The 23,514-nt window shown below is 68.2% G+C and carries 26 protein-coding genes; 14 read left to right on the top strand and 12 right to left on the bottom strand.

Translation table 11 applies throughout. From position 1 onward, the window contains the following. Position 1: 1 nt before the first annotated feature. The 5 genes from NF616_RS01950 to NF616_RS01930 all read left to right on the top strand — a co-directional run bounded on the left by NF616_RS01950 (position 2) and on the right by NF616_RS01930 (position 3,380). Positions 2–301 (top strand): YciI family protein, encoded by a 300-nt coding sequence (locus NF616_RS01950; protein WP_252271364.1) that lies wholly within the window; start codon positions 2–4, stop codon positions 299–301. A 40-nt stretch (positions 302–341) separates the two neighbouring features. Then, complete coding sequence (locus tag NF616_RS01945; RefSeq protein ID WP_252271363.1) at positions 342–752, top strand: SH3 domain-containing protein; 411 nt, start codon at positions 342–344, stop codon at positions 750–752. A 10-nt stretch (positions 753–762) separates the two neighbouring features. Beyond that, positions 763–1,440, top strand: coding sequence for a response regulator transcription factor (locus tag NF616_RS01940; protein ID WP_252271362.1), 678 nt, complete (start codon positions 763–765; stop codon positions 1,438–1,440). Positions 1,441–1,568: 128 nt separating this feature from the next. Beyond that, positions 1,569–1,997: a Spy/CpxP family protein refolding chaperone gene (locus NF616_RS01935; RefSeq protein ID WP_252271361.1), complete on the top strand. Its 429-nt coding sequence runs from the start codon at positions 1,569–1,571 to the stop codon at positions 1,995–1,997. A 60-nt stretch (positions 1,998–2,057) separates the two neighbouring features. After that, positions 2,058–3,380, top strand: a complete 1,323-nt coding sequence (locus NF616_RS01930; protein ID WP_252271360.1) for a sensor histidine kinase — start codon at positions 2,058–2,060, stop codon at positions 3,378–3,380. Positions 3,381–3,389: 9 nt separating this feature from the next. Here NF616_RS01930 and NF616_RS01925 read toward each other — a convergent pair whose 3' ends face one another. Both NF616_RS01925 and NF616_RS01920 read right to left on the bottom strand, forming a co-directional pair. After that, positions 3,390–3,947, bottom strand: coding sequence for an NAD(P)H nitroreductase (locus NF616_RS01925; RefSeq protein ID WP_252271359.1), 558 nt, complete (start codon positions 3,945–3,947; stop codon positions 3,390–3,392). A 68-nt stretch (positions 3,948–4,015) separates the two neighbouring features. Beyond that, positions 4,016–4,372 (bottom strand): YkgJ family cysteine cluster protein, encoded by a 357-nt coding sequence (locus tag NF616_RS01920; protein WP_252271358.1) that lies wholly within the window; start codon positions 4,370–4,372, stop codon positions 4,016–4,018. Positions 4,373–4,567: 195 nt separating this feature from the next. Here NF616_RS01920 and NF616_RS01915 point away from each other — a divergent pair, with 195 nt between their 5' ends. Beyond that, positions 4,568–6,022, top strand: coding sequence for a TrkH family potassium uptake protein (locus tag NF616_RS01915; protein WP_252271357.1), 1,455 nt, complete (start codon positions 4,568–4,570; stop codon positions 6,020–6,022). A gap of 167 nt (positions 6,023–6,189) precedes the next feature. On the opposite strand, the gene NF616_RS01910 is transcribed toward NF616_RS01915, so the two are convergent. Then, entirely contained in the window at positions 6,190–7,191 is a 1,002-nt protein-coding gene (locus NF616_RS01910) for an AraC family transcriptional regulator (RefSeq protein WP_252271356.1), read from the bottom strand. A gap of 95 nt (positions 7,192–7,286) precedes the next feature. On the opposite strand from NF616_RS01910, the gene NF616_RS01905 reads away from it, so the two are divergent. The 3 genes from NF616_RS01905 to NF616_RS01895 all read left to right on the top strand — a co-directional run bounded on the left by NF616_RS01905 (position 7,287) and on the right by NF616_RS01895 (position 9,591). Beyond that, positions 7,287–7,577, top strand: coding sequence for a hypothetical protein (locus NF616_RS01905; protein WP_252271355.1), 291 nt, complete (start codon positions 7,287–7,289; stop codon positions 7,575–7,577). A 100-nt stretch (positions 7,578–7,677) separates the two neighbouring features. Next, on the top strand, positions 7,678–7,995 hold the full coding sequence (locus NF616_RS01900; RefSeq protein WP_252271354.1) for an Mpo1-like protein: 318 nt from the start codon (positions 7,678–7,680) through the stop codon (positions 7,993–7,995). A gap of 207 nt (positions 7,996–8,202) precedes the next feature. Beyond that, on the top strand, positions 8,203–9,591 hold the full coding sequence (locus tag NF616_RS01895) for an adenylate/guanylate cyclase domain-containing protein (RefSeq protein ID WP_252271353.1): 1,389 nt from the start codon (positions 8,203–8,205) through the stop codon (positions 9,589–9,591). On the opposite strand, the gene NF616_RS01890 is transcribed toward NF616_RS01895, so the two are convergent. From NF616_RS01890 to NF616_RS01880, 3 genes are read right to left on the bottom strand one after another with little or no spacing between them, the layout of a single operon-like run. Beyond that, complete coding sequence (locus NF616_RS01890; protein ID WP_252271352.1) at positions 9,581–10,408, bottom strand: class I SAM-dependent methyltransferase; 828 nt, start codon at positions 10,406–10,408, stop codon at positions 9,581–9,583. The two genes, NF616_RS01895 and NF616_RS01890, sit on opposite strands and share 11 nt — an antisense overlap. 58 nt (positions 10,409–10,466) lie before the next feature. After that, on the bottom strand, positions 10,467–11,504 hold the full coding sequence (locus NF616_RS01885; protein ID WP_252271351.1) for a glycosyltransferase family 4 protein: 1,038 nt from the start codon (positions 11,502–11,504) through the stop codon (positions 10,467–10,469). Continuing rightward, the gene (locus NF616_RS01880) at positions 11,501–12,310 is read right to left on the bottom strand and encodes a UDP-2,3-diacylglucosamine diphosphatase (protein WP_252271350.1); all 810 of its coding nucleotides are present in this window, start codon (positions 12,308–12,310) and stop codon (positions 11,501–11,503) included. The genes NF616_RS01885 and NF616_RS01880 overlap by 4 nt, the downstream gene beginning before the upstream one ends. Positions 12,311–12,443: 133 nt before the next feature. Here NF616_RS01880 and NF616_RS01875 point away from each other — a divergent pair, with 133 nt between their 5' ends. The 3 genes from NF616_RS01875 (at position 12,444) to NF616_RS01865 (ending at position 14,625) form a co-directional block, all read left to right on the top strand. Next, positions 12,444–13,193 carry a helix-turn-helix transcriptional regulator gene (locus NF616_RS01875; RefSeq protein ID WP_252271349.1) on the top strand — a complete coding sequence of 250 codons (750 nt, stop codon included), beginning with the start codon at positions 12,444–12,446 and terminating at the stop codon, positions 13,191–13,193. A gap of 88 nt (positions 13,194–13,281) precedes the next feature. Then, positions 13,282–13,617, top strand: a complete 336-nt coding sequence (locus NF616_RS01870; protein ID WP_252271348.1) for a tRNA-binding protein — start codon at positions 13,282–13,284, stop codon at positions 13,615–13,617. 102 nt (positions 13,618–13,719) lie between these two features. Beyond that, positions 13,720–14,625, top strand: coding sequence for a DMT family transporter (locus NF616_RS01865; RefSeq protein ID WP_252271347.1), 906 nt, complete (start codon positions 13,720–13,722; stop codon positions 14,623–14,625). On the opposite strand, the gene NF616_RS01860 is transcribed toward NF616_RS01865, so the two are convergent. The 6 genes from NF616_RS01860 to recQ all read right to left on the bottom strand — a co-directional run bounded on the left by NF616_RS01860 (position 14,622) and on the right by recQ (position 22,319). Further along, entirely contained in the window at positions 14,622–14,900 is a 279-nt protein-coding gene (locus tag NF616_RS01860; protein WP_252271346.1) for an Rdx family protein, read from the bottom strand. The two genes, NF616_RS01865 and NF616_RS01860, sit on opposite strands and share 4 nt — an antisense overlap. Positions 14,901–14,990: 90 nt before the next feature. Next, positions 14,991–17,033: a motility hub landmark protein FimV gene (locus tag NF616_RS01855; RefSeq protein ID WP_252271345.1), complete on the bottom strand. Its 2,043-nt coding sequence runs from the start codon at positions 17,031–17,033 to the stop codon at positions 14,991–14,993. Positions 17,034–17,264: 231 nt separating this feature from the next. Next, entirely contained in the window at positions 17,265–17,699 is a 435-nt protein-coding gene (locus tag NF616_RS01850; RefSeq protein WP_252271344.1) for a MarR family transcriptional regulator, read from the bottom strand. A gap of 118 nt (positions 17,700–17,817) precedes the next feature. Continuing rightward, on the bottom strand, positions 17,818–18,822 hold the full coding sequence (locus NF616_RS01845; RefSeq protein ID WP_252271343.1) for a DUF2804 domain-containing protein: 1,005 nt from the start codon (positions 18,820–18,822) through the stop codon (positions 17,818–17,820). A gap of 83 nt (positions 18,823–18,905) precedes the next feature. After that, a complete protein-coding gene (locus tag NF616_RS01840; protein ID WP_252271342.1) occupies positions 18,906–20,066 on the bottom strand; it encodes a GGDEF domain-containing protein in 1,161 nt (386 codons plus the stop codon). A 105-nt stretch (positions 20,067–20,171) separates the two neighbouring features. After that, positions 20,172–22,319, bottom strand: a complete 2,148-nt coding sequence (gene recQ / locus NF616_RS01835) for a DNA helicase RecQ (protein ID WP_434091841.1) — start codon at positions 22,317–22,319, stop codon at positions 20,172–20,174. A gap of 129 nt (positions 22,320–22,448) precedes the next feature. Here recQ and NF616_RS01830 point away from each other — a divergent pair, with 129 nt between their 5' ends. Then, positions 22,449–23,036, top strand: a complete 588-nt coding sequence (locus tag NF616_RS01830) for a UPF0149 family protein (RefSeq protein WP_252271340.1) — start codon at positions 22,449–22,451, stop codon at positions 23,034–23,036. Between the two features lie 9 nt (positions 23,037–23,045). After that, complete coding sequence (locus NF616_RS01825; protein WP_252271339.1) at positions 23,046–23,456, top strand: YbaN family protein; 411 nt, start codon at positions 23,046–23,048, stop codon at positions 23,454–23,456. Positions 23,457–23,514: the final 58 nt, after the last annotated feature.

Here is a 23,514-nt window from a genome sequence, read left to right as displayed (position 1 = left end):
CATGCTCTACGCCATCATCGCCAGCGACGCCCCCGAATCCCTGGAGAAGCGCCTGGCCACCCGCCCGGCCCACCTGGCCCGCCTGGAGCAGTTGAAGAACGAGGGCCGCCTGGTGCTGGCCGGCCCGCATCCGGCCATCGACAGCAACGACCCGGGCCCGGCCGGCTTCTCCGGCAGTCTGGTGGTCGCCGAATTCGAGTCCCTCGCCGCCGCCCAGAGCTGGGCCGACGCCGACCCCTACCGTGCCGCCGGCGTCTACGCCAGCGTGCTGGTCAAGCCCTTCAAGAAAGTACTGCCCTGACCGACCGGTCCATAACAATAATTCGCCAACAGGGAATGCCATGCGCCAAGGTCCGTTGCTCCTGCTGTTCGTCGCGCTCTCCGTCACGCCGGGCCTGCAGGCCGAGGAATCCCAGCCGCAACCGATCGCCCCGCCCCAGGCGCCCGCCGTCGCCGACGACAGCGCCGCGCGCATCGCCGCCCTGCAGCAGGAGCTGACCGAAAGCCAGCGCCAGCTCGGCGAGTTGCAGGCCGCGACCGGCGAGCGCGAGAGCGCGCAGATCGGCCGCCTGCGCCAGGACAATCAGCGCCTCAAACTGCAGCTCAAGCAGGCCCAGGCCAACGTCCCGCCGCGCCTGTTCAGCGAGCAGCAGCTGTGGTTCGCCATCGGCGCCGGCACTGCGCTGCTCGCCTTCATCGTCGGCCGCCTGAGCGCCGGCGGGCGCAACAAAAGGCGCAGCGAGTGGGTGTGAAGCACCGACCATGACCGACCTGCTGCTGATCGACGACGACCACGAGCTCTGCGAACTGCTGGCCAGCTGGCTGCAGCAGGAGGGCTTCTCGGTGCGCGCCTGCCACGACGGCGTCAGCGCCCGCAACGCCCTGGCCGCAACGGCGCCGGCGGCGGTGATCCTCGATGTGATGCTGCCCGACGGCAGCGGGCTGGAGCTGCTCAAGCAGCTGCGCGGCGAGCACCCGGACCTGCCAGTGCTGATGCTCTCGGCCCGTGGCGAACCCTTCGACCGCATCCTCGGCCTGGAGCTGGGCGCCGACGACTACCTGGCCAAGCCCTGCGACCCGCGTGAGCTGACCGCGCGCCTGCGCGCCGTGCTGCGCCGCAGCCAGCCGGTGGCGAGCCCGTCGCGCCAGGAGCAGGGCGACCTCAGCTACAGCCCGCAACGCGGCATGGCCAGCCTCGGCGAACACGAGATCGCCCTGACCCTCTCCGAAGGCCGCATCCTCGAGGCGCTGCTGCAGCAGCCCGGCGAACCGCTGGACAAGCAGGCCCTGGCGCAACTGGCTCTGGGACGCAAACTGACCCTCTACGATCGCAGCCTGGACATGCACGTCAGCAACCTGCGCAAGAAGCTCGGCCCGCACCCGGACGGCCGCCCGCGCATCGTCGCCCTGCGCGGTCGCGGCTACTACTACGCGCCCTGATCCGGAGGCCGGCGATCAGGCGCGCCGGCTTTACCCTGTCTTTACCCACCGCTGACCGCGCTTGACCTTGCCCTCCCTAGACTGGGCTCATCCGATAACCCACCGGTTTAGAGACAAGGAGACACACCATGCGCAAGACCCTTACCGCCCTGTTCCTGGCCGCCAGCCTGCCGACCCTCGCCGTGGCGATGCCGGAAGGCGCGCCCTGCCACAAACCGTTGCATGGCGAGCACCGCGGCCACGGCATGCGGATGTTCAAGGACCTGGACCTCAGCGCCGAACAGCGCGAGCAGCTCGGCAAACTGATGCACGAACGCAGGAACGACCCGCGCGAGATCACCCAGAAGTATCTGCAGAAGCTGCCCAAGGCCGATCAGGACGCGCTGAAGAAAGAGCTGGAAACCGCCCGCCTGGAGCACGACAAGGCCTTCCGCGCCATCCTCACCCCGAAGCAGCAGAAGACCCTCGACGCACGCAAGGCCGAGATGCAGAAACGCCGCGCCGAACGCGCCGAGTTCGAGGCCTGGAAAGCCGAGAAGGCCAAGCAGGCCCAGTAATTCCCACGCCCTACCCGCCCGGCTCCTCGAGCCGGGCTTTGTCGTTCGAGGAGCCCCTCCATGCGTTCACTGTTCTGGCGCATCTTCGCCAGTTTCTGGCTGGCGGTCGCCCTGGTCGCCGGCCTGTCCATGCTGCTGGGCCGGGCACTGAACCAGGACGCCTGGGTGCTCGCCCACCACCCCGCGCTGGACGACTTCGCCGAGCGCTGGAGCCGGGTGTATCGCAGCGAAGGGCCGGTCGCCGCGCAGCGTTTTCTCGAGCGACGCAAGCAGCGCTACCGGGTCGACACCCAGGTGCTCGGCGAAGACGGCCAGCCGTTGGTAGACGGCACCTTCCCGGCCCGGGCCGCCGCCTACGAGGCGCGCCAGGACAATCCGCGCCGCCTGCCCTGGCGGCGCCTGACCGAGGAATACAGCAATCCCGCCACGGGCGAGACCTACCTGTTCATCTACCGCATCCCCCACCCGGAAATGATGGCCTGGCACCGCGAAAGCCTGTTCTGGCCGCTCAGTGCGCTGGCCATCGCCCTGGTGGTGCTGACCGCCGTCAGCCTGCTGCTGACCCTGTCCATCACCCGCCCGCTCGGGCGCCTGCGCGGCGCGGTACACGACCTGGGCCAGACCACCTACCAGCAGAACAGCCTGGCGCGGCTGGCCGACCGCGGCGACGAGTTCGGCGTACTGGCCCGCGACTTCAACCGCATGGGCTCGCGCCTGCAGGACCTGATCGGCAGCCAGCGCCAGCTGCTGCGCGACGTGTCCCACGAGCTGCGCTCGCCACTGGCGCGCCTGCGCGTGGCGCTGGCACTGGCCGAACGCGCCGAGCCGGCCCAGCGCGAGCAGCTGTGGGGGCGCCTGACCCAGGAGTGCGACCGCCTGGAGGCGCTGATCGGTGAGATTCTCGAACTCGCGCGCCTGGACGCCGACCCCGGCGCCGCGCGCCCGGTGGCGCTGCGCCCGCTGCTCGAGGAACTGATCGGCGATGCCGCGCTGGCCGCGCCCGAGCAGCGCGTGGAAGTCGTCCTGCAAGACACGCAGGCCACGGCCCAGGGCTGGCCGGACATGCTGGCGAGGGCGCTGGACAACCTGCTGCGCAATGCCCTGCGCTTCAACCCCGCGGACCGGCCGATCGAGGTGACCGTGACGCAGCAGGCCGGTCAATTGAATATCGCCGTGCGCGACCACGGCCCCGGCGCCCCGCCGGAACTGCTCGAGCGGCTCGGCGAGCCGTTCTTCCGCGCCCCTCACCAGCAGGCGCCGGGCCACGGCCTGGGGCTGGCCATCGCCCGTCGCGCCGCCGAGCGCCATGGCGGTCGGCTGCTGCTAGCCAACCATCCGCAGGGCGGCTTCGTCGCCACCCTGGAGTTGCCGCTGACGGCCTGAACAGCGGGCTCAGCCCTGCCAGGCGCTGACGAAATCGGCCGTGGCCAGCACCGGCGGGCTGCGGCGCTCGCCCTCGAAGCTACCAATATAGAGGAATCCGACGATCCTCTCGTCGGCGCCCAGACCGAGACCGGCCAGCACGTGCGGATGATGAGCCAGATCGCCGGTCCGCCAGATCGCGCCGAAGCCCAGCGCCTGGGCCGCCAGCTGCATGCCGTGCACGGCGCAGCCGGCCGACAGCACCTGCTCCTCCCGCGGCACCTTGGGATGGTCGCCCAGACGCGCGACGGCCACCACCAGCAACGGCGCGCGCAACGGCATGGCGCGGGCCTTGTCCAGCATCTCGGGGCGCGTGGCCGGGTCGCTCGCCAGCGCGCCGGCGAACAGCTCACCGAGGCGACGGCGCGCCTCGCCTTCCACCGTGATGAAACGCCAGGGCCGCAACTGGCCATGGTCCGGTGCGCGCAGGGCGGCGCGGAACATCAGTTCGCGCTGGGCCGCGTCGGGCGCCGGCTCCAGCAGACGGCCGACAGAGACGCGATTGAGCAACAGATCGAGGGCTTGCATGGCCTTCTCCCGAGGAAACAGGCGGCCATTCTAGGGGCTTAGGCGCGACGCGCCAAAGCCGCGGGCGCTCAGGCGACCTGTTCCGGCATCAACGGCGGGGTCAGCGGCGGCAGGCCGTGGGCGGCGCGGGCGGCGTCGCAACGCGGGTTGTGCTCGCCGTCCTCCCAGCTGGCAGTGAACTCGCGACAGGAGCTGGATCGCTGCTCGTAGATGCTGCAGCGGGTGCCGCAGCCGACGTCGCCGAGCAGGCTGGTGCAGCGCGCGGGCTTGGCGGTGGTGCCGATCATCGCCACCAGATGCGGGCTGATCTGCTCCACCAGATGATCGGGCACGCTGCCGCCGGCGGACTGGCATTCGCCCCAGAAGAAGGACACACGGAAATGCGCGCAGCAGGCGCCGCACGTGAGACAGGGATTTTCGAACATGGTCGTTTGACTCTGGAAACCGGTGGGCACCGGCGAGCTGCGCCTATTCTATGAATCGGCATGCCGCTGGGAAGCCCCCTCAGCGAAGATTTACAGCGCAGGTCGTCGGGGTAGAATGGCGCCCCGCCGCTCTCCCGGCCCGCTCGCGGGATTTCCTGGCACACTCGACTCACGGCAACCGCGCAAAGGAACCCGATGTCCCTGCCCACCCTTCGCATCCTGGCCTTCATCAACGGCATCTTCCTGATCACCCTGGCCGTGAGCATGCTGGTGCCGGTGGGCACCTTGCTGGTGTTCGAGCAGCCCCAGGGCATCAACGCATTTCTCTGGTCGAGCCTGATCACCTTCGTCACCGGCATCGCCATGATCGCCCAGGGCCGCCCGCAACACGGCCAGCTGCGCCCGCGCGACATGTACATGCTGACCGTCTCCAGCTGGGTGCTGGTGTCGGTCTTCGCCACCCTGCCGTTCATCTTCACCCAGCACGCCAGCTTCACCGACGCCTACTTCGAGAGCATGTCGGGCATCACCGCCACCGGCGCGACCATCTTCACCGGTCTCGACGACATGTCGCCGGGCATCCTGATCTGGCGTTCGCTGCTGCACTGGCTCGGCGGCATCGGCTTCATCGCCATGGCCGTGGCGATCCTGCCGATGCTGCGCATCGGCGGCATGCGCCTGTTCCAGACTGAATCCTCGGACCGCTCGGACAAGGTCATGCCGCGCTCGCACATGGTGGCCAAGTACATGGTGGTGGCCTATGTCGGCCTCAGCGCGCTGGCGGTGCTGGGCTTCTGGCTGGCCGGCATGAGCCTGTTCGACGCCATCAACCACGCCATGTCGGCCATCTCCACCGGCGGCTTCTCCACCTCCGACTCCTCGCTGGCGAAATGGCAGCAGCCGGCCGTGCACTGGGTGGCCGTGGTGGTGATGATCTGCGGCAGCCTGCCGTTCGTGCTCTATGTCTCGACCCTGCGCGGCAACTTCCGCGCGCTGGTGCGCGACGACCAGGTACGCGGCTTCATCCTGGTACTGGTCGGCAGCTGGCTGGTGCTGGCCACCTGGTACACCCTGACCACCCAGCTGCACTGGCTGGAAGCCCTGCGCCACGTGGCGGTGAACACCACCTCGATCATGACCACCACCGGCTTCGCCCTTGGCGACTACAGCCTGTGGGGCGGCTTCTCGACCATGCTGTTCTTCTACCTGGGCTTCGTCGGCGGCTGCTCCGGCTCCACCGCCGGTGGCCTCAAGGTGTTCCGCTTCCAGGTCGCCTTCATCCTGCTCAAGGCCAACCTGATGCAGCTGGTGCACCCGCGCGCGGTGATCAAGCAGCAGTACAACCGCCACCGTCTGGACGAGGACATCGTCCGCTCGATCCTGGCCTTCTCGTTCTTCTTCACCATCACCATCGCCGCTCTGGCGCTGGCCCTGAGCCTGTGCGGGCTGGACTGGATCACCGCGCTGTCCGGCGCGGCCAGCATCGTCTCCGGCGTGGGTCCGGGCATGGGTCCGATCATCGGCCCGGCCGGCAACTTCTCCAGCCTGCCAGATACGGCCAAGTGGCTGCTGAGCGCCGGCATGCTGCTGGGCAGGCTGGAAATCCTCACCGTACTGGTACTCCTCCTCCCCGCCTTCTGGCGCCACTAAAAAATTCGCCCTGACCTGCTGCGCACGCCTGATCCGCGTGCGGGCAGTGCTCGCAATGCTCATGGACCTTGCGTCCACTGCGCTTGCTGCGCGCTGGCCGCCCACGGCTGAGGCGCGCTCGCGACGCTCAGAACGAATTTTTTACCCAGAAAAAACCCGCTGAAACCTCACAACCGCGCGCGGTACTCGCCCGGGGTGGCGTCGAACCAGCGGCGGAAGGCGCGGAAGAAGTTGCTGGGGTCGGCGAAGCCGAGCAGGTAGGCGATTTCCAGCAGGGTCAGATTGGGCTGGGCCAGGTACTGTTCGGCCAGCTCGCGGCGGGTGTCGTCGAGCAGGTGCTGGTAGCTGGTGCCCTCCTCCTGCAGGCGGCGCTGCAGGGTGCGTTCGGACAACAGCAGGGCCTGGGCCACCGCCTCGCGCTTGGGCTCGCCCTGGGGCAGCAGGCGGCACAGCACCTGGCGCACCTGGTGGGTGACGCGGCTCTCGGAGAAGCGCGCCAGGTACTCGCCGGCGAAACGGTCGTGCAGCTGCGCCAGCGCCTCGTTGGCCGTGGGCAGCGGCGCCTCCAGGTCGGCGCGGGCGTAGAGCAGCGAATAGTGTTCGGCGTTGAATTTCAGCGGCGCCTGGAAGGCCTGCTGGTAAGGCTCCAGGCTCGCCGGCGGCGGCCCCTGGAAGCTCACCCGCAGCGGCGTGATCGGCTTGCCGGTGAGCCAGCGGCAGAAGGCCAGCGAATAGGCCAGCGACGCCTCGGCACTCTGCCGTGCCGGCGGCAGACGATCGCCGTGGATCGCCAGGATCAGCTCGTAGCCCTCCGGCAGCGGCCGCAGGCTGAGGTCGGAGCCCTCGGCGATGATGCGCTGGTAGCGCACCAGGCGATTGAAGCCTTCCAGCAGGTTGCGGCTGGACATCAGCGCGTAGCCCACCACGTGGAAGGACGAAGGCCGCACCACGCGCGCCATGTTCAGGCCGATGGCCGGATCGCCCGAGGTCTCCACCGCCAGGTGCCACAGGCGGGTCATGGCGTCCTGCGGGAAGCGTGCGTCCGGATCGTCGAGGGCGCGGTAGTCGAGGCCCAGTCGCTCGAACAGCGCCCGGCAGTCGACGCCGCCCAGCTCCAATGCCTGGACGATGCCGGAAGCCCAGCTGGAGGAAGTGGTACGTTCGCTCATCGGCTTTTTTGTTTTATGAATCGCACGGGTTGGCGGCGCAAGGATACTAATCCGCCCCGGCAATTGACAGCGCCGGCCCCGAGCGTGCCGCGGCCATGAGCCGACCGGCGCCCGGTTTCGGCGCAGGCCATTTGGCGCTAGGATTCGGCAAAACAGCACAGGCAGTACGGGGCATCATCATGATCGGATCGGACGACGAGCTGCAGGCAGCCGAAGACCGCAACGCGCAACAGGCCACCGAGGCGGAGGTCGCTACCAAGCCGGCGGACGAAGAGACCCTGGCCGACGACGTCCTCGTCGATATCGCGCCCGCGCAGCCGGAAGACGTCGCCAGAAAGATCCTGCGCGAGACGCTGAAGTCCTTCCCCATTCCCGGCAAGAAGTAAGCGGGGCCGGCGCGCAGGGATACTAAACTGGCACCCTATGTCACTGACCGTCGGGGCGAGGCCCGCCTAGACTGCGGTCGACAATGACAGGAGGTACGCCATGAGCGCTGAAACCACCGCACGCTTCAACAGCTTTGCCGAGTTCTACCCCTACTACCTGCAGGAACACAGCAACGACGTGTGCCGCCGGCTGCACTACGTCGGCAGCCTGCTGGTGCTGAGCATCCTCGCCTACGCCATCGTCACCCAGCAGTGGCTGTGGCTGCTGGCCCTGCCCCTGGCCGGATACGGCTTCGCCTGGGTCGGCCATTTCGTCTTCGAGAAGAACAAGCCGGCCACTTTCAAATACCCGCTGTACAGCTTCATGGGCGACTGGGTGATGCTCAAGGACGCCTTCACCGGCCGCATCCGCTTCTGATCTCGGGATAAAAACCCTCGCGGGCGACGCCGCCCAGCTCGAGGGCCCGAACCGCAAGACCTGCCGGTCAGTTCAGGAGCGCCGCTCGGCGCTCCGGGCTGGCTGTGTGACCTGCGTCCCGCTATGATCCCGCCTGGCTCGGCTCTTGCAGAGCCCGTAGACGCCCGCCAGAGGCGTCAGAAATCCAGCAGGGATCGTCCACACTTGATGAAACTCACCGTCCAGGAAACACCCAGGGCGCAGCCTGCCCCGTTGCTTCGCGAATACTATTCGCGCGTGCTGGCCTACATCGCGCCTGCCGCGGCGGTCGCCGCCGGCACCTACAGCCAGCACTTCGGCTACGAGATTCTCTGGCTGGTGCCCTACGCCCTGCTCTATCCGCATCTGGCCTATCACCTGGGCAACCGCTTCAAGCGCGATTACCCGCAGCAGACCAACCTGATCCTGCTCTTCCTGGACGCCGTCCACGCCGGCGCGGCCGCCGTGCTGATGGGCTTCTCCGTCGTGCCGACGCTGATGTTCCTGCTGACCCTGGCCTTCAGTTCGCTGGTCGCCGGCGGCCTGCGCAACATGGGCGTGGCCCTGCTGGTGGCGACCGGCAGCATCGCCCTGAATACCGCGCTGATCCGCCCGGAAATCGACGTTGCCACGCCCAGCCTGGTGGCGCTGGTCAGCATGCTGCTGACCACGCTGTACATCTGCATCACCGCCTTCTTCGTCCACGAACAGGGCATGCGCCTGACCCAGGCGCGCGTCGAGATCAAGCGCGAACAGGAAAAGGCCGCGCGGCTGGCGCGCAACCTGGCCAAGTACCTGTCGCCGCAGGTCTGGGAAATGATCTTCAGCGGCAAGAAGCACGTACGCCTGGAGACCCAGCGCAAGAAGCTCACCGTGTTCTTCTCCGATATCAAGGGCTTCACCGAGCTCTCCGAGGAGCTGGAAGCCGAGCAGCTCACCGACCTGCTCAACACCTACCTCAACGAGATGTCGAAGATCGCTCTCAAGTACGGCGGCACCATCGACAAGTTCGTCGGCGACAGCGTGCTGGTGTTCTTCGGCGACCCTTCCAGCCAGGGCGCCAAGAAGGACGCGCTGAACGCCGTGTCCATGGCCATCGCCATGCGCAAGCACATGAAGGTGCTGCGCCAGCAGTGGCGCTCCCAGGGCATCACCAAGCCGCTGGAGATCCGCATGGGCCTCAATACCGGCTACTGCACCGTGGGCAACTTCGGCGCCGACACGCGCATGGACTACACCATCATCGGCCGCGAAGTGAACCTGGCCAGCCGCCTGGAAAGCTCCTCCGAGGCCGGCGAGATCCTCATCTCCCACGAGACCTACTCGCTGGTGAAGGACCTGATCATGTGCCGCGACAAGGGCCAGATCGCGGTCAAGGGCTTCAGCCGTCCGGTGCAGATCTACCATGTGGTGGACCATCGCCGCGATCTGGGCGCCCGCTCCAGCTATGTCGAGCACGAGTTGCCGGGCTTCTCCATGTACCTGGATACCAACGGCATCCAGAACTACGACAAGGAGAAGGTCATCCAGGCGCTCAACCTGGCGGCCAAGAAGCTGCGCGACAAGGTCATCGTCTGACCGCGTCGATCTGCCAGCAGGCCGCCACGAATTCCACCCGATCGCCTCTCACGAACGGCTCGAAGGCCTCCCGCAACCGCGCCGCCAGCGCGGTTCGCGCGCCCTCCTCCAGTTGCTGCAGCGCCAGCCCGACCGGTCCCAGGCGGCTCAGATAGGGCAACAGCGCCGCCTCCGCCATGCTCAGCGGCACATCCAGCCTGCGGATTTCCACGTCACTCCAGCCGGCCGTCTGCAGCAGCCCGCGCACCCGCTGCGCGTCGGCGAAGGCGAACTGCCCCGGCGCGCCCGGCCGGCGCACCGGCAGATCCGGCAACGATCCGGCGGCCGCCCGCTCGGCGGTGGTCATGAAGGGATTCTCGGCGGCGCTGCGCCAGACGACCAGGCGCAGGCACGCGCCTTGCCGCGCGGCGCCACGGAGGTTGGCGAACGCCGCAACCGGGTCGGCGAAGAACATCACGCCGAAGCGCGAGATCAGCCGGTCGAAGGACGCCGGCGCGAAGTCGTGGCTCTGAGCATCGGCGCAGACGAAGCGGGCCGCGCTGCCCGCTTCCCGCGCGCGGTTCCGGGCCAGTGCGAGCATCGGCCCGGAGAGGTCGACGCCCAGGCAATCGGCGCCGAGGCCCGTCGCGGCCAGGCTGGTTGCGCCGGTGCCGCAGCCGATGTCCAGCACCCGTTCGCCCGCGCGCAGGCCCTCGAGCAACGGTGCTACCAGCGGGGCGAACAGCTCATCGAGCAGCGGCTGGGAGTCGACCCAGGCGCGGCCGCCGGGGCCGTTCCACAGGCGGCTCTGTTCGTCGGGTGGGGATTGCAGGGTCATGTCGTGCTCCGCGTCATCGAGTGAGGGGAGCACCTTGCCGGTTCAAGTGGACTTGAGGTCAAGCCCCTGCAGTCGATACCACGCCCAGAGCCTCCAGCGCCGGCTCGCCGTCCAGGCGCGGCTGTCCGGCCAGGAACTGCAGCGCCGAGGCACGCCAGGACTGACGCGCGGCCTGCTCGGCGCAGCGCTGACGGTCCAGCTGCAGCGCCGCCAGGCAGGCGCGGCCCAGGTCCTCGTCCATCACGCCGGTCACGCCCGGCTGCAGCACGTCCAGCGGGCCGGGCACCGGGAAGGCCGCCACCGGCGTGCCGCAGGCCAGCGCCTCGAGCATCACCAGGCCGAGGGTGTCGGTGCGCGACGGAAACACCAGCACGCTGGCGGTGGCGAACTGCGCGGCCAGCGCCTCGCCCTGCTGGTAACCGAGGAAGCGCGCCTGTGGGTACTGCGCCTGCAACGCCTCGCGCTCGGGGCCGTCGCCGACCAGGCGCTTTTCGCCCGGCAGGCCCAGTTCGAGAAAGGCGCGCAGGTTCTTCTCCGCCGCCAGGCGGCCGACGTAGAGGAACACCGGCTCGCCGGCCGCGCGCGGGCGCGGCTGGAACAGTTCGGTGTCCACGCCCTTGCGCCACAGCCGCAGTCGACGCAGGCCGTGGGCGGCGAACTCGTCGCGCAGACGCTCGGTGCTCACCAGTACCGCCTGGCTCGGCCGGTGGAAGCGGCGCAAAAAGGCGTAGCCCCAGGCCAGCGGGATGCGCGGCCAGCGGGTGTTCACGTATTCGGGGAAGCGCGTGTGAATGGCGCTGGAAAAGGCCAGCCCGCGGCGCATCAGCCAGCGTCGCGCGGCCCAGCCCAGCGGACCCTCGGTGGCCAGGTGCACGCAGTCCGGGCGGAAGTCGCGAATCGCCGGGCCGACCCGCCACAGGTCCCAGGCCAGCGGAATCTCCGGGTAGCTCGGGCACGGCAGATGACGGAAATCGTGCGGCGACAGCACCTTGACCAGGTGCCCCATGCCGCGCAGTTCGGCCACCAGCGCCTGCAGGCTGGTGACCACGCCGTTGACCTGCGGCGCCCAGGCATCGCTGACGACGAGAATCCTCATGCCGCCTGCCCGATGGCCGCCACTTCGGCGGTCTGCGCCTGGTCCTCGGCCAGCCGGTAGAGCTGGATGCTGCCGTCCAGGTGCTCGATCAGCGCGGAGCAGGACTCGACCCAGTCGCCGCAGTTCATGTACTCGACGCCGTTCACGCGGCGAATCTCGGCGTGGTGAATGTGGCCGCAGACGGCGCCATCCAGACCGCGCTTGACGCACTCATGGGCGATGGACTCCTCGAAGTCGCTGATGAAGTTCACCGCCGTCTTGACCTTGTGCTTGAGGAACGCCGACAGCGACCAGTAGCCGTAGCCCCAGCGCTCGCGCCAGTGGTTGAGCCAGCGGTTGAGGGTCAGGGTGAACTCGTAGGCGGAGTCGCCGAGGAAGGCCAGCCACTTGTGGTAGCGGGTGATGACGTCGAACTGGTCGCCGTGGATCACCAGCAACCGGCGGCCATCGGCGGTCTCGTGCACCGCCTCGTCGACCAGTTGGATGTTGCCGAGGATCAGCGTGGAGTAGCGGCGCAGGAATTCGTCGTGGTTGCCGGTGACGTAGATCACCTCGGTGCCGCGCTTGCTCATGGTCAGCAGGCGGCGGATCACGTTGGTGTGGGCCTGCGGCCAGTAGATGCCGCCGCGCAGCTTCCAGCCGTCGATGATGTCGCCGACCAGGTACACCCGGTCGGCCTGGTAGCGTTTGAGGAAGGCCGCCAGGCGCTCGGCCTGGCAGTCTCGGGTACCGAGGTGGACATCGGAAATCCACAGGGTGCGGACATGCTGCTTGCGGCTGGGCTTGCTGCGCTCGGCGATGCTCATGGGCGGCCTCCGGCTGGGTTTAGCCGAGATTGCGCGAGGGTGGTGAATCGGACATGACAGGCGAATGACGATTGCATGACCACCAGCCGGACCGCCTCGCCATGTACACTGACCGTTCGATCAGGAGCCCGTCATGTCATCGCTGCTCTCCCTGCGCCACTACCATGAACAGATCGCCCACAGCCACGACCACGGGCAACTGGTGTTCGGCCTGTCCGGCATGCTCGATTTCGAGGTGGAGGGCCGCGGTTGCCGCGTCGCCAGCCACAGCCTGGCCGTCGTGCCGCCGGGCAGTCATCACGTCTGCGCCAGCCCGCGCGGCAGCCTGTGTCTGGTGCTCGACGTACCGCACGACGGCTGGCTGCAGCAGCGCCTGGGCCATCATCTGGACGCCGGTCGTCGCCTGCTGGAGACGCCCGGCCGCCTCGACCTGAGCCCGGCCCAGGGCCGCCTGGTCGACTGGCTGGCGGCCAGCCCGATCAACGACGACGTCATCGCCCAACAGGGCGCCGCCCTGCTGCTGGCCAGCCTCAGCGGCGCGCCCTCGCGGCCGGCGGCGCCACGGGCCGGACTGCCCCTGGCGGCCATCGATGCGCACATCGACCGGCACTGTGCCCATCCGCTGCAGGTGGCTGACCTGGCGCGCCTGTGCGGCCTTTCCAGCGCGCGTTTCCACGCCCGCTTCCTGGCCGAGACCGGCCACACACCGATGGACCATGTGCGCCTGCGTCGTCTGCGCATGGGCCGCGAATTGCTGCTGTCCAGCCACCTGCCGGTCGGCGAGGTGGCCGCGCGGGTCGGCTACGGTTCGCAAAGCGCCTTCACCGCGGCGCTGGTGCGAGAGTTCGGCACCACTCCGCGCCAATTGCGCGCCGGAATCTGACGCGAGTCCCGCGACAAAGCCCGCGAGCGGCGCGACAGAATCCGCGCCGGGGTGTGCCTAGACTCTGCCGATCACTCAGGAGCCATCCATGCAGACCATCGAATGGCAGGACTTCGAACGCGTGGAGCTGCGCGTCGGCACCCTGCTCAGCGCGCGCCTCAACGACAAGGCGATCAAACCGGCCTACGTGCTGGAAGTGGACCTCGGCGAACTCGGCGTAAAGACCTCCAGCGCCCAGCTCACCGCCCACTATGGCGCGGACGAGCTGGTCGGCCGCCAGGTGCTCTGCGTGTGCAACTTCGCGCCCAAGCGGGTTGCCGGAGTGCGTTCGGAGGTGCTGGTCACCGGCGTCTACGACCAGGACGGCAAGGTGGTGCTAACCAGCTTCGACAGGCCCCTGCCCAACGGCGCGCGCCTGGCCTGAGAAGCTGCGCGCCGCCCTCGTCTGCCACGGATGTGAATCGCGCGATCCACGAAAAGCGTCAACCACTCACCCTAACCTACACTCAGTCGTCTGGAACGCCCCATGCAACACCGCACCGCCCTCTTCGCCCTGCACCTGGGCGCCCTGTTCTTCGGTCTCTCCGGCATCTTCGGCAAGCTGGCCCTGGCCGCGCCGCTGGTGATCGTCTGCGGCCGCGCCCTGTTCGCGGTCGGCGCGCTGGCGGTGTTCGCCCGCCTCGGCGAACCGCTGGCCAGGATCACCTGGCGCCGCCGCCTGGCCCTGGCCGGCGCCGGCCTGCTGCTGGGCGGCCACTGGTGGTCGTTCTTCATCGCGGTGAAAGTGTCTGGCGTGGCGGTGGCGACCCTCGGCTTCGCCAGCTTCCCCGCTTTCACCGTGCTGCTCGAGGGCCTGCTGTTCCGCGAGAAAGTGCGCCTCGCCGAGTGGGGCGTGGTGGCGCTGGTCAGCCTCGGGCTGGTGCTGGTCACCCCGCATTTCGACCTGGGCAGCGACGCCACCCTCGGCCTGGCCTGGGCGGTGCTCTCGGGGCTGCTGTTCGCGATGGTCTCGGTGTCCAACCGCGCCACCACCGCCGGGGTCAAGCCGGCCCAGGCCGCGCTCTGGCAGAACCTGGCGATCCTGCTGGCCAGCCTGCCGCTGGTTTGGTCGGCGCTGCCGGAGGTACGGGCGCTGGACTGGCTGTGGATCGCCCTGCTCGGCCTGCTCTGCACCGCGCTGGCACACAGCCTGTTCGTCGCCAGCCTGCGGGTGCTCAATGCGCGCAGCGCCTCGGTGGTGTTCGCCCTGGAGCCGGTCTACGGCATCCTCTTCGCCTGGTGGATCTTCGCCGAGCAACCGAGTCTGCGCATGCTCTTCGGCGGCGCGCTGATCCTGCTGGCGACGCTGGTTTCGGCGCGCCTGAGCAAGCGCGCGGCGAGCCCGGAGAATGTCGGTCAGGACCAGGGCTGCGCAGACGGTTCCCGCCGCTAGCGGTCGTTGTGGCCCAGGTCGCGCTCGGGGTCGATCAGGTCGCGCAGCCGCTGCTTCAGCACCTTGGCCTCGGGGAAGCCGCCGTCGGCCTTGCGTTCCCACAGCTGCGCTTCGCCGCAGGTGATGCGGAACACCCCACCGGTGCCCGGCTCCAGGCTGACGCGGCCCAGCTCCTCGGAAAACGTACTGAGCAGCTCCTGGGCCAGCCAGGCGGCGCGCAGCAGCCATTGGCACTGGGTGCAGTAGGTGATCACCACTTCGGGCTTGTTCGACATGACGCGCTCCGGCTGACGGGGCGGCCATCATAACCCGCACAAAGAACAACGCCGCGGTCGTGCCGCGGCGTCGCCCTCCCGCCCTGATCGTCAGGCGATCTTCGCCAGCAATTCCCGCGCCTGGGCGCGTTCCTGCTCGTCGCCCTCGCTGATCACCTCGTTGAGAATGTCGCAGGCGCTACCGATGTCACCCTGTTCGATATAGGCCAGCGCCAGGTTGAGCTTGACCAGGTGCTCGCGGTTGCCGGCCAGCTCGTCGAGGTCGCCGCCGGTCTCGCGCAGGAAGGCCTCGGAAAGCTCGTCGTCCAGCGCCTGCTCCTGCGGCAGCTCGTCCATCTCCAGCACCTCCGGCAGGCGCTGCAGGTCCGAGTGGAAGTGCGGATCGATCTCGTGCCCCTGGCTGGGCCGAGCCTTGGCGGCCCGCTCCGGCTTGAAGGGGCTGACCAGGTCCCAGTCGGCATCCAGCGACAGGTCGTCGAGGTTGAGTTGAAAATCGTCCTGGGGAACGACCGGCGGCTCCGCGTCGTCTAGCTGCAGCACGGCGTCGGCCAGTGTCGCTTCCTCCTCAGGGCGTCGCAAATGGGCGTAGCGGGCACCGATCTGCTCCAGCTGGGCCGGATTGGCCCCCCGTTCGCGCAGTTCGTGCTCCTGCTCGGCGAAGGCGCCGCCTTCGCCCAGCTCGCCCAGCACCTCCAGCAGGCGCAGGCGCAGCTCGAGCCGCGCGGGCTGCTGGTCGACGCCACGACGCAGCACCTTGGCCGCCTCGGCGAAGCGACCGTAGGCGATATAGATGTTGGCGCCTTCCAGAGGATCGGACGAACTCCCGGGAAGGCGCGGCGGTGCCAGCCCCGGTGCGGCGGCCGGCAGGATTGGCTCGTCGACCTCCGGCTCAGGCCGCGCCAGCGGCTGAGAGGCGACAGTACCCGCGGCCAACACCTTGGGTTCAGCTTCCGGCCTGGGCGGCTCGGCGCGCCGCGCGGGCCAGCGACGACGCGCGAACAACAGGATCGCAAGCAGTACCAACAATAGGAGTAGCGCTGCGACCGCCCATGGATACCAGCGGCCTTCTGCTTCTGCCTCGACAACGGGCGCCACCGGCTCGGCTGGCGCTGCCGCAGTGGGCTCTGCCACCGGCTCTGGTCGCGCCTCCTGGCGCTGGCGAAGCTCATCCTGAATCTGCTGCAACTGGCGATCCTTTTCCGCCATCTGCGCCTGCAGCTGTTCGAGCTGACTCTGCAGCTGCAGAAGGCTGCTCTGCAGCGCCTGGTTCTGCTCGTTGACCAACGCCAGTTCACCGTCCACCTGCCGCTGCTCGGACTCGGCCTGAGCCGCGTCGGTGCTGGCCTCCGGCGCAGTGGGTGCGTCGGGAACAGTGGTTGCTGTGGTTGCTGTGGTTGCTGTGGTTGCTGTGGTTGCGGAAGGCTGTGCTGTCGGCGCTACGCTGTCAGGTAGCAGCAACTCGACGTCGGCGAGCAGGCGATTGCGATCGCCTCCACCGAATGCGGCCGGGTTGAGCGCGTGGATATCGGCCATCAGCGCCTCACGATCAGTCGTGCCACCGGCGGCCTGCAGCCGCCCGGCGATAGTCCACAGGCTATCGCCACGTTGCACCCGATAACGTTCGCCGCGGTTGGCCGTGGGCAGCGGGCGCTGCGATACCGCCGACGCCTCGTTGCGCGCTACCGGGGCAGCCATTTCGAACTCCGGCTCGGGCTCACGCGCGGTCGAGTAGGCCATGCCCGGAGGATCGATCAGCACCGTGTATTCGCGCAGCAGGCTGCCGCCTGGGCGCACCAGCTCGACGATGAAATTCAGGTAGGGCTCGCGCACCGGCTTGGCGGATGTCACACGGATGTGCGGCCGCCCTCCGCTCAGCACGGGCGTGAAGCGCAGATCGCTGAGGAAGAACAGGCGCTCTACCCCGGCGCGCTGGAAATCCTCGTTGGAGGCCAGGCGCACGTTGAGGTCATCGCTGCCGAGATCGCCGACCTGGTACAGCTCGATGCGCGCGTCCAAAGGCTGGTTGAGCGCCGACTGCAGATCGATATCCCCCAGGCCCAGTGCGGATACCAGCCCGGAGTAGAACGTCGAAGTCGACGCCAAGGTCAAGAAAAGGTTACGGATTCGAGCCATGCGGCCCCTCTAGCTCCCGGTCACACGGCCTGGCCGGCTGTCCCTGGGTGGAATGGTTATCCCCGTCGGGCCTGGCATGTGGGATGAGGTCGCGGGTGGCTCTCCGTCGCGACCCGCAGGCCCGCTGCCCGGGCCTGGTTATCAGCTTATGTAAGAGACGCCGGGAAAGCCAAGCGGCAGTTATGTCTAATCGCGATTAGACAGGCGGCCAGCGCAACGGGAATAACGGCGTCAGTTCTTTTCCAGATTGCCCAGGATGCGCGCATGAATGTCCTGGCATAGACGCTGCTCTTCCTCGCTGACCCCGGCGAACAGCTCCTTGCGCAGCTGCAGCGCAATGCTCTCGATCTGCTCGATCAGCGGCCGCGCCTTGTCGGCGAGTACCACCTTCTTGGCGCGGCGGTCCTCGGGCACGGCAATGCGCCGCACCAGCTCCTGAGCTTCCAGGCCATCGAGCAAGCGGGCCAAGGTCGGACCCTCGACACCTACGGTCTGCGCCAGCTCACGCTGGGTCGGTGCCTCTTTGAGCAGGGCCAGGTGAAGCAGCACCAACCAGCGCGCCTGGGACAGGCCGAGGCCGGAGAGACGACGGTCCAGCTCGGCGCGCCAGGCGCGGGAAAGTTGGGCCAGCTGCATGCCGAAACTGTGGTGCGCGAAGTTGTGCATAGAAGACTCTCGTGGGTTCCTGCCACGGTCCACTCCCCAAGATCGTGTGGACAGCAGAAAAACCTAATTATTAGTCAACTAACCATAACTCCCGAACAGCGCGTCGCCAACCCCGCTGTCACCATTTGACATACTGATCCTCGACGAAGCCCCACAGACTGTCGATCACCAACGGCGCCCGTCCCGGCGGCCGCAGGGTGCCCTGGAAACAGCCGAACACCTGCTTGAAGTTGCTGGCCAACAGGCCCAGGTTGAGGTGTTCGCGGTGCAGGCCATGGCCGCGGAAGCTCAGCTCCACCTGGCCATCGCCCGACACGATGCGCCAGGGTTTGAGCGGGTCGTCGCGGTCGAACTGGAAGTGCACACCGCCCACCGGCAGCAGTTCGCCGTCCAGCCAGTAGCAGTTCTCGCTGAAGCTGGTCTCGTTGACCCCGCATGACAGGTTGAGCCCGACCCGCGTGCCGCCGACCTGGCCGGACAGGCAGGCCCAGTTCCAGAACGTTTCGGGGCGCATGTAGCCGGCCGACCAGTCGTGGTGGGCGAAGGCGTCCAGCGCCTGCAGGTCGAAGTCGCCCAGCGCGCTGCGCACGCTGCCGCGGCAACGCACGCCAGCGACCTTCTGCGCATAGACCCAGCCGTTGACCGCAGTCGGCGTGCATAGGCACATTGGCTGAAACTGCTGCTCGGTGAAGCTCGCCTCGATGCGCGTGCCATCGTCCAGCTCCACCAGCAGCTGTTTGTCGAGCCCTTGGTTGCTCAGGCGCAGCAGGTTGGCGCCGCTGCGCAGCTCGCAGATGCCCTCGTTGGGCCGCTGCGAAAACGCGGTGCCATGGCCCAGCGGCCGCTTGAACTCGCGCTCGACCATGCGCCCGCTGGCCGGATGGAACAGGTAGACGAAGCCCGCGGTGAGCAGGCTGATGTCGGCCAGCGCGCAGCCGCCGATCAGCTCGTCACTGACGATGCCGAAGTACTGGAACTGGTGAAAGCGCCGCCACTTGGCCAGCGCGCCGAGGCGCCGGCCCATGGGCGAGCGGAAGTCGAAGTCGCGCCAGTTCACCTCGCCCGGCGCCGTCGGAAAGATGCCGTAGTGGGGCTGGCCGTCGGCCTGGATTAGACGTTCCATGAATCCGGCTCCGCAGAAAGCGCCGATGCTAGCAGCCGCAACGGCGGCCGGCAGGGACGATTCGCGCCAGCCCGGGTGGCGCTTCAGGTCACCACCTGGTTGCGACCGAAGGCCTTGGCCTCGTACAACGCGCGGTCGGCATGTTCGAACAGGCTGTCCACACTCGCCTGCGCCGTCGGCCGCACGCAGCACAGGCCGACCGACAGGGTCAGCACCGCCGCCGCGGACGAGCCGGCATGCTCGATGGCGCGAGCCTCGAGGCTCTGGCGCAGCGCCTCGGCGCGCTGCCTGGCCTCGTCGGGCGCGATGTCGTAGAGCAGCACGGCGAACTCTTCGCCGCCCAGGCGCGCCGCCATGTCCAGCGGACGCCGGGCGGCCTGCAGCAGCACCTCACCGACCTGCTGCAACGCGCGGTCGCCGGCCTGGTGGCCGTAGCGGTCGTTGTAGGCCTTGAAGTGGTCGACGTCGCACAGCAGCAGGGCCAGCGAGCGCTCCTCGCGCTGGGCCTGGCGCCACAGCCGGCCCAGCTCGCGGTAGAAGCTGCGCCGGTTGTGCAGCCCGGTGAGGCCGTCCTGGTCGGCCAGTACACGCAGCAGGCCATCCACCAGGAAATGCTCGCGCGATTTCAGTTCGAGCTGATAGCAGCCCACCGCGCCGATCAGGTTGCCGGCCAGCAGGAACAGCAGGTTATTGAACAGCCGCTCCGGCGCCAGGCCGCCGAGCCACTCGAGCACCCCGTAGGCCAGCAGCACCAGGAACGAGGTGACCGCCGCTTCCACCAGGCGCAGGCCGACCAGGAAGTAGGCCGCGATGCACACCAGCAGCAGCCCCTCGTAGGGGAACGAAGGATCCTGCCCGTGGGCCAGAGCGATGATGACCGCCGCCCCGAGCCCCATGGTGCCGATGCAGGCGATGCCCAGCGGAGCCGCCAGATGGGGATGGCGCCGGCTGAGGATCAGCCGGCCGCAGACCACCAGCAGCAACGCCACGCCGACGCGGATCGCCAGCAGCGCCGCCAGCAGCGGGCCCTCGATCATCCAAATGTCGACGCCGGCGAAGGACAGCCACACCAGCAGCGCGAAGATCACCGCGACGCGCTTGAGCTCCAGCGTGTCGCGCAGCATGTAGGCGCGGTATTCCAGCTCCAGGCCTGGCGCGAAACGCAACAGGCGATAGCCGCGCGAGAGCTGCTCGGCGTAGGGATTGGGGCGGACATCGGCCAGCCAGTCGGAGTGCAGCGACACAGAACCTCGCAAAATCGATCGCCTGGAGCCACCCTAGCGTTTTGAGAAGCACGTCACAAGTTTGTCGCCAATCCTTTGGCGTAAAGAATCGTTACCGCAGCGACATCAGACCTCGAACTCCGCCTGCAGCGCGGCGCGCACGCAGTGCAGCACGCCCTCCGGCACCTGACCGGCAAACTGTTCGGCCACCGCTGCCACCGGCGGCAGCTCGCCCTCGCCGTCGAGGAAGGCATCCTGAATCTCGCCGAGCAGGTCTTCAGGCAAATCCAGTGCCTGCTCCAGGGACAACTGCTGGCGACCGATGGCGTCGGCCAGCAGGTTATACACGCTCTTCTCGCCGCAATTCAGCTGGCTGGCGATCTGGGCGGGCGTCATGCCGGCGCGGGCCAGGCTGACCAGTTCGTGGCGCAGGTCGGTGACGACCTTGGGCGCCTCGGCGGACTCGCCACCATTCAGCACTTCCAGGAAGGCCTCGCCATAGCGCTCCAGCTTGCGCGCGCCGACGCCACTGACCTGGGCCATGTCGGACAGCGTGCGCGGTTGGCTGCGCAGCATCTCCAGCAGGGTCGAATCGGGGAAGATGACGTAGGGCGGCACGCTGTGCTCCTCGGCCAGCTTGCGCCGCAGGGCGCGCAGGGCTTCCCACTGCTCGCGCTCCTCGCCGCGCACCAGTTGGCTGGCGCTGCTGCCGCTGGCCTTGGCCGCCTGCTGGGGCTTGAGGTCGCGACGCAGTTCGAGCTTCACCTCGCCACGCAGCAGCGGCCGGCAGGCGTCGGTCAGACGCAGGCCGCCGTAGCCGTCCAGATCGACGTCGGCCAAGCCGCGCGCCACCAGCTGGCGGAACAGCGTGCGCCACTCGGCCTCCGCCAGCGTCTTGCCGATGCCGAACACCGGCAGGTGCTGGTGGCCGGAGGCACGGATCTTGTCGTTCTCGCGGCCCAGCAGGATGTCCACCAGGTGGCCGACGCCATAGCGCTGGCCGCTGCGATAGATGGCCGACAGCGCCTGACGAGCCGGCTCGGTGGCGTCCCAGGTCTGCACGTTGTCGACGCAGGAGTCGCAGTGGCCGCAGGGCTTTTCCAGTACCTCGTCGAAGTACGCCAGCAGGGCCTGACGACGGCAGCGGGTTTCCTCGCAGAGGGCGAGCATGGCATCGAGCTTGTGCTGCTCGATGCGCTTGTGGCGTTCGTCACCCTCGGAGTTGCTGAGCATCTGCTTGAGGAAGATCACGTCCTGCAGGCCGTAAGCCATCCAGGCGTCCGCCGGCAGGCCGTCGCGGCCGGCGCGGCCGGTTTCCTGGTAATAGGCTTCCAGGCTCTTGGGCAGGTCCATGTGGCAGACGAAGCGCACGTTGGGCTTGTCGATGCCCATGCCGAAGGCGATGGTCGCCACCATGATCAGGCCCTCCTCGTTGAGGAAGCGCTTCTGGTGGTAGGCACGCAGCTCGTTGGCCAGACCGGCGTGGTACGGCAGCGCCGGAAAGCCCTGGGCGCTGAGGAAGTCGGCGACCTCCTCCACCTTCTTGCGCGACAGGCAGTAGACGATGCCGGCATCGCCCTTGCGCGCGGCGAGGAAGGCCAGCAATTGCTTGCGCGGCTGATCCTTGGGCTGGATGCGGTAGAAGATGTTCGGCCGGTCGAAGCTGGAGAGAAAGCGCTCGGCCTGCTCCAGGTGCAGACGCTGGGCGATTTCCTCGCGGGTGCGCATGTCCGCCGTGGCGGTCAGGGCGATGCGCGGCACGCCGGGGAACAGTTCGGCCAGTTGGCCCAGTTGCAGGTACTCGGGACGGAAGTCGTGGCCCCACTGCGAGACGCAATGCGCCTCGTCGATGGCGAACAGGGCGATCTGCGGCAGGCGCTGCAGGAAGTCGAGCATGCGCGGCTGCACCAGGCGCTCGGGCGCCAAGTAGAGGAACTTGATCTCGTTGCGACGAATGCGCTCGGCGATGTCGCGCTGCTCATCGGCGCTCAGGGTGGAGTTCAGCGCCACGGCCGCCACGCCCAGTTCGTCGAGGGTGGCGACCTGGTCGTCCATCAGCGCGATCAGCGGCGAGACGATCACCGCCAGCCCTTCGCGCAGCAGCCCCGGCACCTGGTAGCACAGCGACTTGCCGCCGCCGGTGGGCATCAGCACCAGGGCATCGCCGCCGCCCGCGACGCGCTCGATGATCGCCGCCTGGTTGCCGCGGAAGGCGTCGTATCCGAAAACGTCTTTGAGAATGCGTAGGGCGGCGGACATGGGCGGCGAGATCATCCGAAGACAGGAAGCGGTCGCGCAGTATACGCGAGCGAGGACGGCGGCAGACCCTCGCCCGTCGGCCGTGCTTTTGCCGGCCCGGGCGGCTAGAATCCCGGTGTTGACCCACTCAAGGTAGTTCCCACGATGTCCTTCGCCGAGCAACTGTCCCGCCTGCAAGCCTTCCTCGATGCCGACGACCTGCACGAGGAGGCCCTGGACTACGTGGCCGCGCATGGCTACCTGACCGCCCTCTGCATCTGCCCCGAGCAGGTGCCGGAGCGTGAATGGATTGACGCACTGTTCGCCGAGCCGCCGCACTACCGCAGCGACATCGAGCGCGAGTCGATCGAGGCCAGCCTGCAGTTGCTCAAGGGCCACATCGCCCGCCAGCTGGCCAGCGACGACGACCCGGAAATCCCCTGCGACCTGGACCTGGGCGACGAGCCGGACGACTCCGACCTGCGCGGCTGGTGCATCGGCTTCATGGAAGGCGTGTTCCTGCGCGAGGCCGTCTGGTTCGAGGACTCCGAGGACGAAGTCAGCGAGCTGCTGCTGCCCATCATGGTCGCCTCCGGCCTGTTCGACGAACAGCCGGAATTCGCCGAGATCGCCCGTGACCATCAGCTGGTGGACAGCATGGTCGACCAGATTCCGGAAGTGCTCACCGCGCTGTTCCTGCTCTGCCAGGCGCCGGAAGAGAAGCCCGCACTGCTCAAGCCCCGCCATCACTAAGCCGCGCTTGTGGCGCACCAGGACATTCGGCAGAGCCGCCACCGCAGCGTTCGTTACCTGCTGCTGGCGGTTGGCTGGCTGAGCGTGGTGCTGGGGGTGATCGGCATCTTCATCCCGGTGCTGCCGACCACGCCCTTCCTGCTGCTCGCCGCGGCCTGCTTCGTGCGCAGCTCGCGGCGCTTCTATCTGTGGCTGGTCGAGCATCCGCGGCTCGGGCCGTGGATTCGCGAATACCTGGAAGGCAACGGCATTCCGCTGAAGGGCAAGGTCTACGCGCTGGTGACGATGTGGCTCAGCATCGGCCTGTCCTGCTACCTGGTGCCGATGCCCTGGGCACGGGCCTTCATGCTCACCAGCGCGGTGCTGGTGAGCGGCTACATCCTCCGCCAGAAGACCCTGCCGCCACGCAATCGCGCCTAACCGGGCGGAAAATGGGCGCGCGCCTGCCTACACTTTCTCCACTTCCCGTGGAGAGCCC

It is taken from the genome of Pseudomonas subflava, assembly GCF_023823685.1.
Lineage (GTDB): Bacteria > Pseudomonadota > Gammaproteobacteria > Pseudomonadales > Pseudomonadaceae > Aquipseudomonas > Aquipseudomonas subflava.
The sequence above is the reverse complement of the archived record's forward strand: the minus strand, read 5'-3'. Positions and strand labels throughout refer to the sequence as shown.

Coding starts and splice junctions, on each gene's coding strand:
- NF616_RS01950 (WP_252271364.1), top strand. CDS start 2: ATGCTCTACGCCATCATCGCCAGCGACGCCCCCGAATCCCTGGAGAAG.
- NF616_RS01945 (WP_252271363.1), top strand. CDS start 342: ATGCGCCAAGGTCCGTTGCTCCTGCTGTTCGTCGCGCTCTCCGTCACG.
- NF616_RS01940 (WP_252271362.1), top strand. CDS start 763: ATGACCGACCTGCTGCTGATCGACGACGACCACGAGCTCTGCGAACTG.
- NF616_RS01935 (WP_252271361.1), top strand. CDS start 1,569: ATGCGCAAGACCCTTACCGCCCTGTTCCTGGCCGCCAGCCTGCCGACC.
- NF616_RS01930 (WP_252271360.1), top strand. CDS start 2,058: ATGCGTTCACTGTTCTGGCGCATCTTCGCCAGTTTCTGGCTGGCGGTC.
- NF616_RS01925 (WP_252271359.1), bottom strand. CDS start 3,947: ATGCAAGCCCTCGATCTGTTGCTCAATCGCGTCTCTGTCGGCCGTCTG.
- NF616_RS01920 (WP_252271358.1), bottom strand. CDS start 4,372: ATGTTCGAAAATCCCTGTCTCACGTGCGGCGCCTGCTGCGCGCATTTC.
- NF616_RS01915 (WP_252271357.1), top strand. CDS start 4,568: ATGTCCCTGCCCACCCTTCGCATCCTGGCCTTCATCAACGGCATCTTC.
- NF616_RS01910 (WP_252271356.1), bottom strand. CDS start 7,191: ATGAGCGAACGTACCACTTCCTCCAGCTGGGCTTCCGGCATCGTCCAG.
- NF616_RS01905 (WP_252271355.1), top strand. CDS start 7,287: ATGAGCCGACCGGCGCCCGGTTTCGGCGCAGGCCATTTGGCGCTAGGA.
- NF616_RS01900 (WP_252271354.1), top strand. CDS start 7,678: ATGAGCGCTGAAACCACCGCACGCTTCAACAGCTTTGCCGAGTTCTAC.
- NF616_RS01895 (WP_252271353.1), top strand. CDS start 8,203: ATGAAACTCACCGTCCAGGAAACACCCAGGGCGCAGCCTGCCCCGTTG.
- NF616_RS01890 (WP_252271352.1), bottom strand. CDS start 10,408: ATGACCCTGCAATCCCCACCCGACGAACAGAGCCGCCTGTGGAACGGC.
- NF616_RS01885 (WP_252271351.1), bottom strand. CDS start 11,504: ATGAGGATTCTCGTCGTCAGCGATGCCTGGGCGCCGCAGGTCAACGGC.
- NF616_RS01880 (WP_252271350.1), bottom strand. CDS start 12,310: ATGAGCATCGCCGAGCGCAGCAAGCCCAGCCGCAAGCAGCATGTCCGC.
- NF616_RS01875 (WP_252271349.1), top strand. CDS start 12,444: ATGTCATCGCTGCTCTCCCTGCGCCACTACCATGAACAGATCGCCCAC.
- NF616_RS01870 (WP_252271348.1), top strand. CDS start 13,282: ATGCAGACCATCGAATGGCAGGACTTCGAACGCGTGGAGCTGCGCGTC.
- NF616_RS01865 (WP_252271347.1), top strand. CDS start 13,720: ATGCAACACCGCACCGCCCTCTTCGCCCTGCACCTGGGCGCCCTGTTC.
- NF616_RS01860 (WP_252271346.1), bottom strand. CDS start 14,900: ATGTCGAACAAGCCCGAAGTGGTGATCACCTACTGCACCCAGTGCCAA.
- NF616_RS01855 (WP_252271345.1), bottom strand. CDS start 17,033: ATGGCTCGAATCCGTAACCTTTTCTTGACCTTGGCGTCGACTTCGACG.
- NF616_RS01850 (WP_252271344.1), bottom strand. CDS start 17,699: ATGCACAACTTCGCGCACCACAGTTTCGGCATGCAGCTGGCCCAACTT.
- NF616_RS01845 (WP_252271343.1), bottom strand. CDS start 18,822: ATGGAACGTCTAATCCAGGCCGACGGCCAGCCCCACTACGGCATCTTT.
- recQ (WP_434091841.1), bottom strand. CDS start 22,319: ATGATCTCGCCGCCCATGTCCGCCGCCCTACGCATTCTCAAAGACGTT.
- NF616_RS01830 (WP_252271340.1), top strand. CDS start 22,449: ATGTCCTTCGCCGAGCAACTGTCCCGCCTGCAAGCCTTCCTCGATGCC.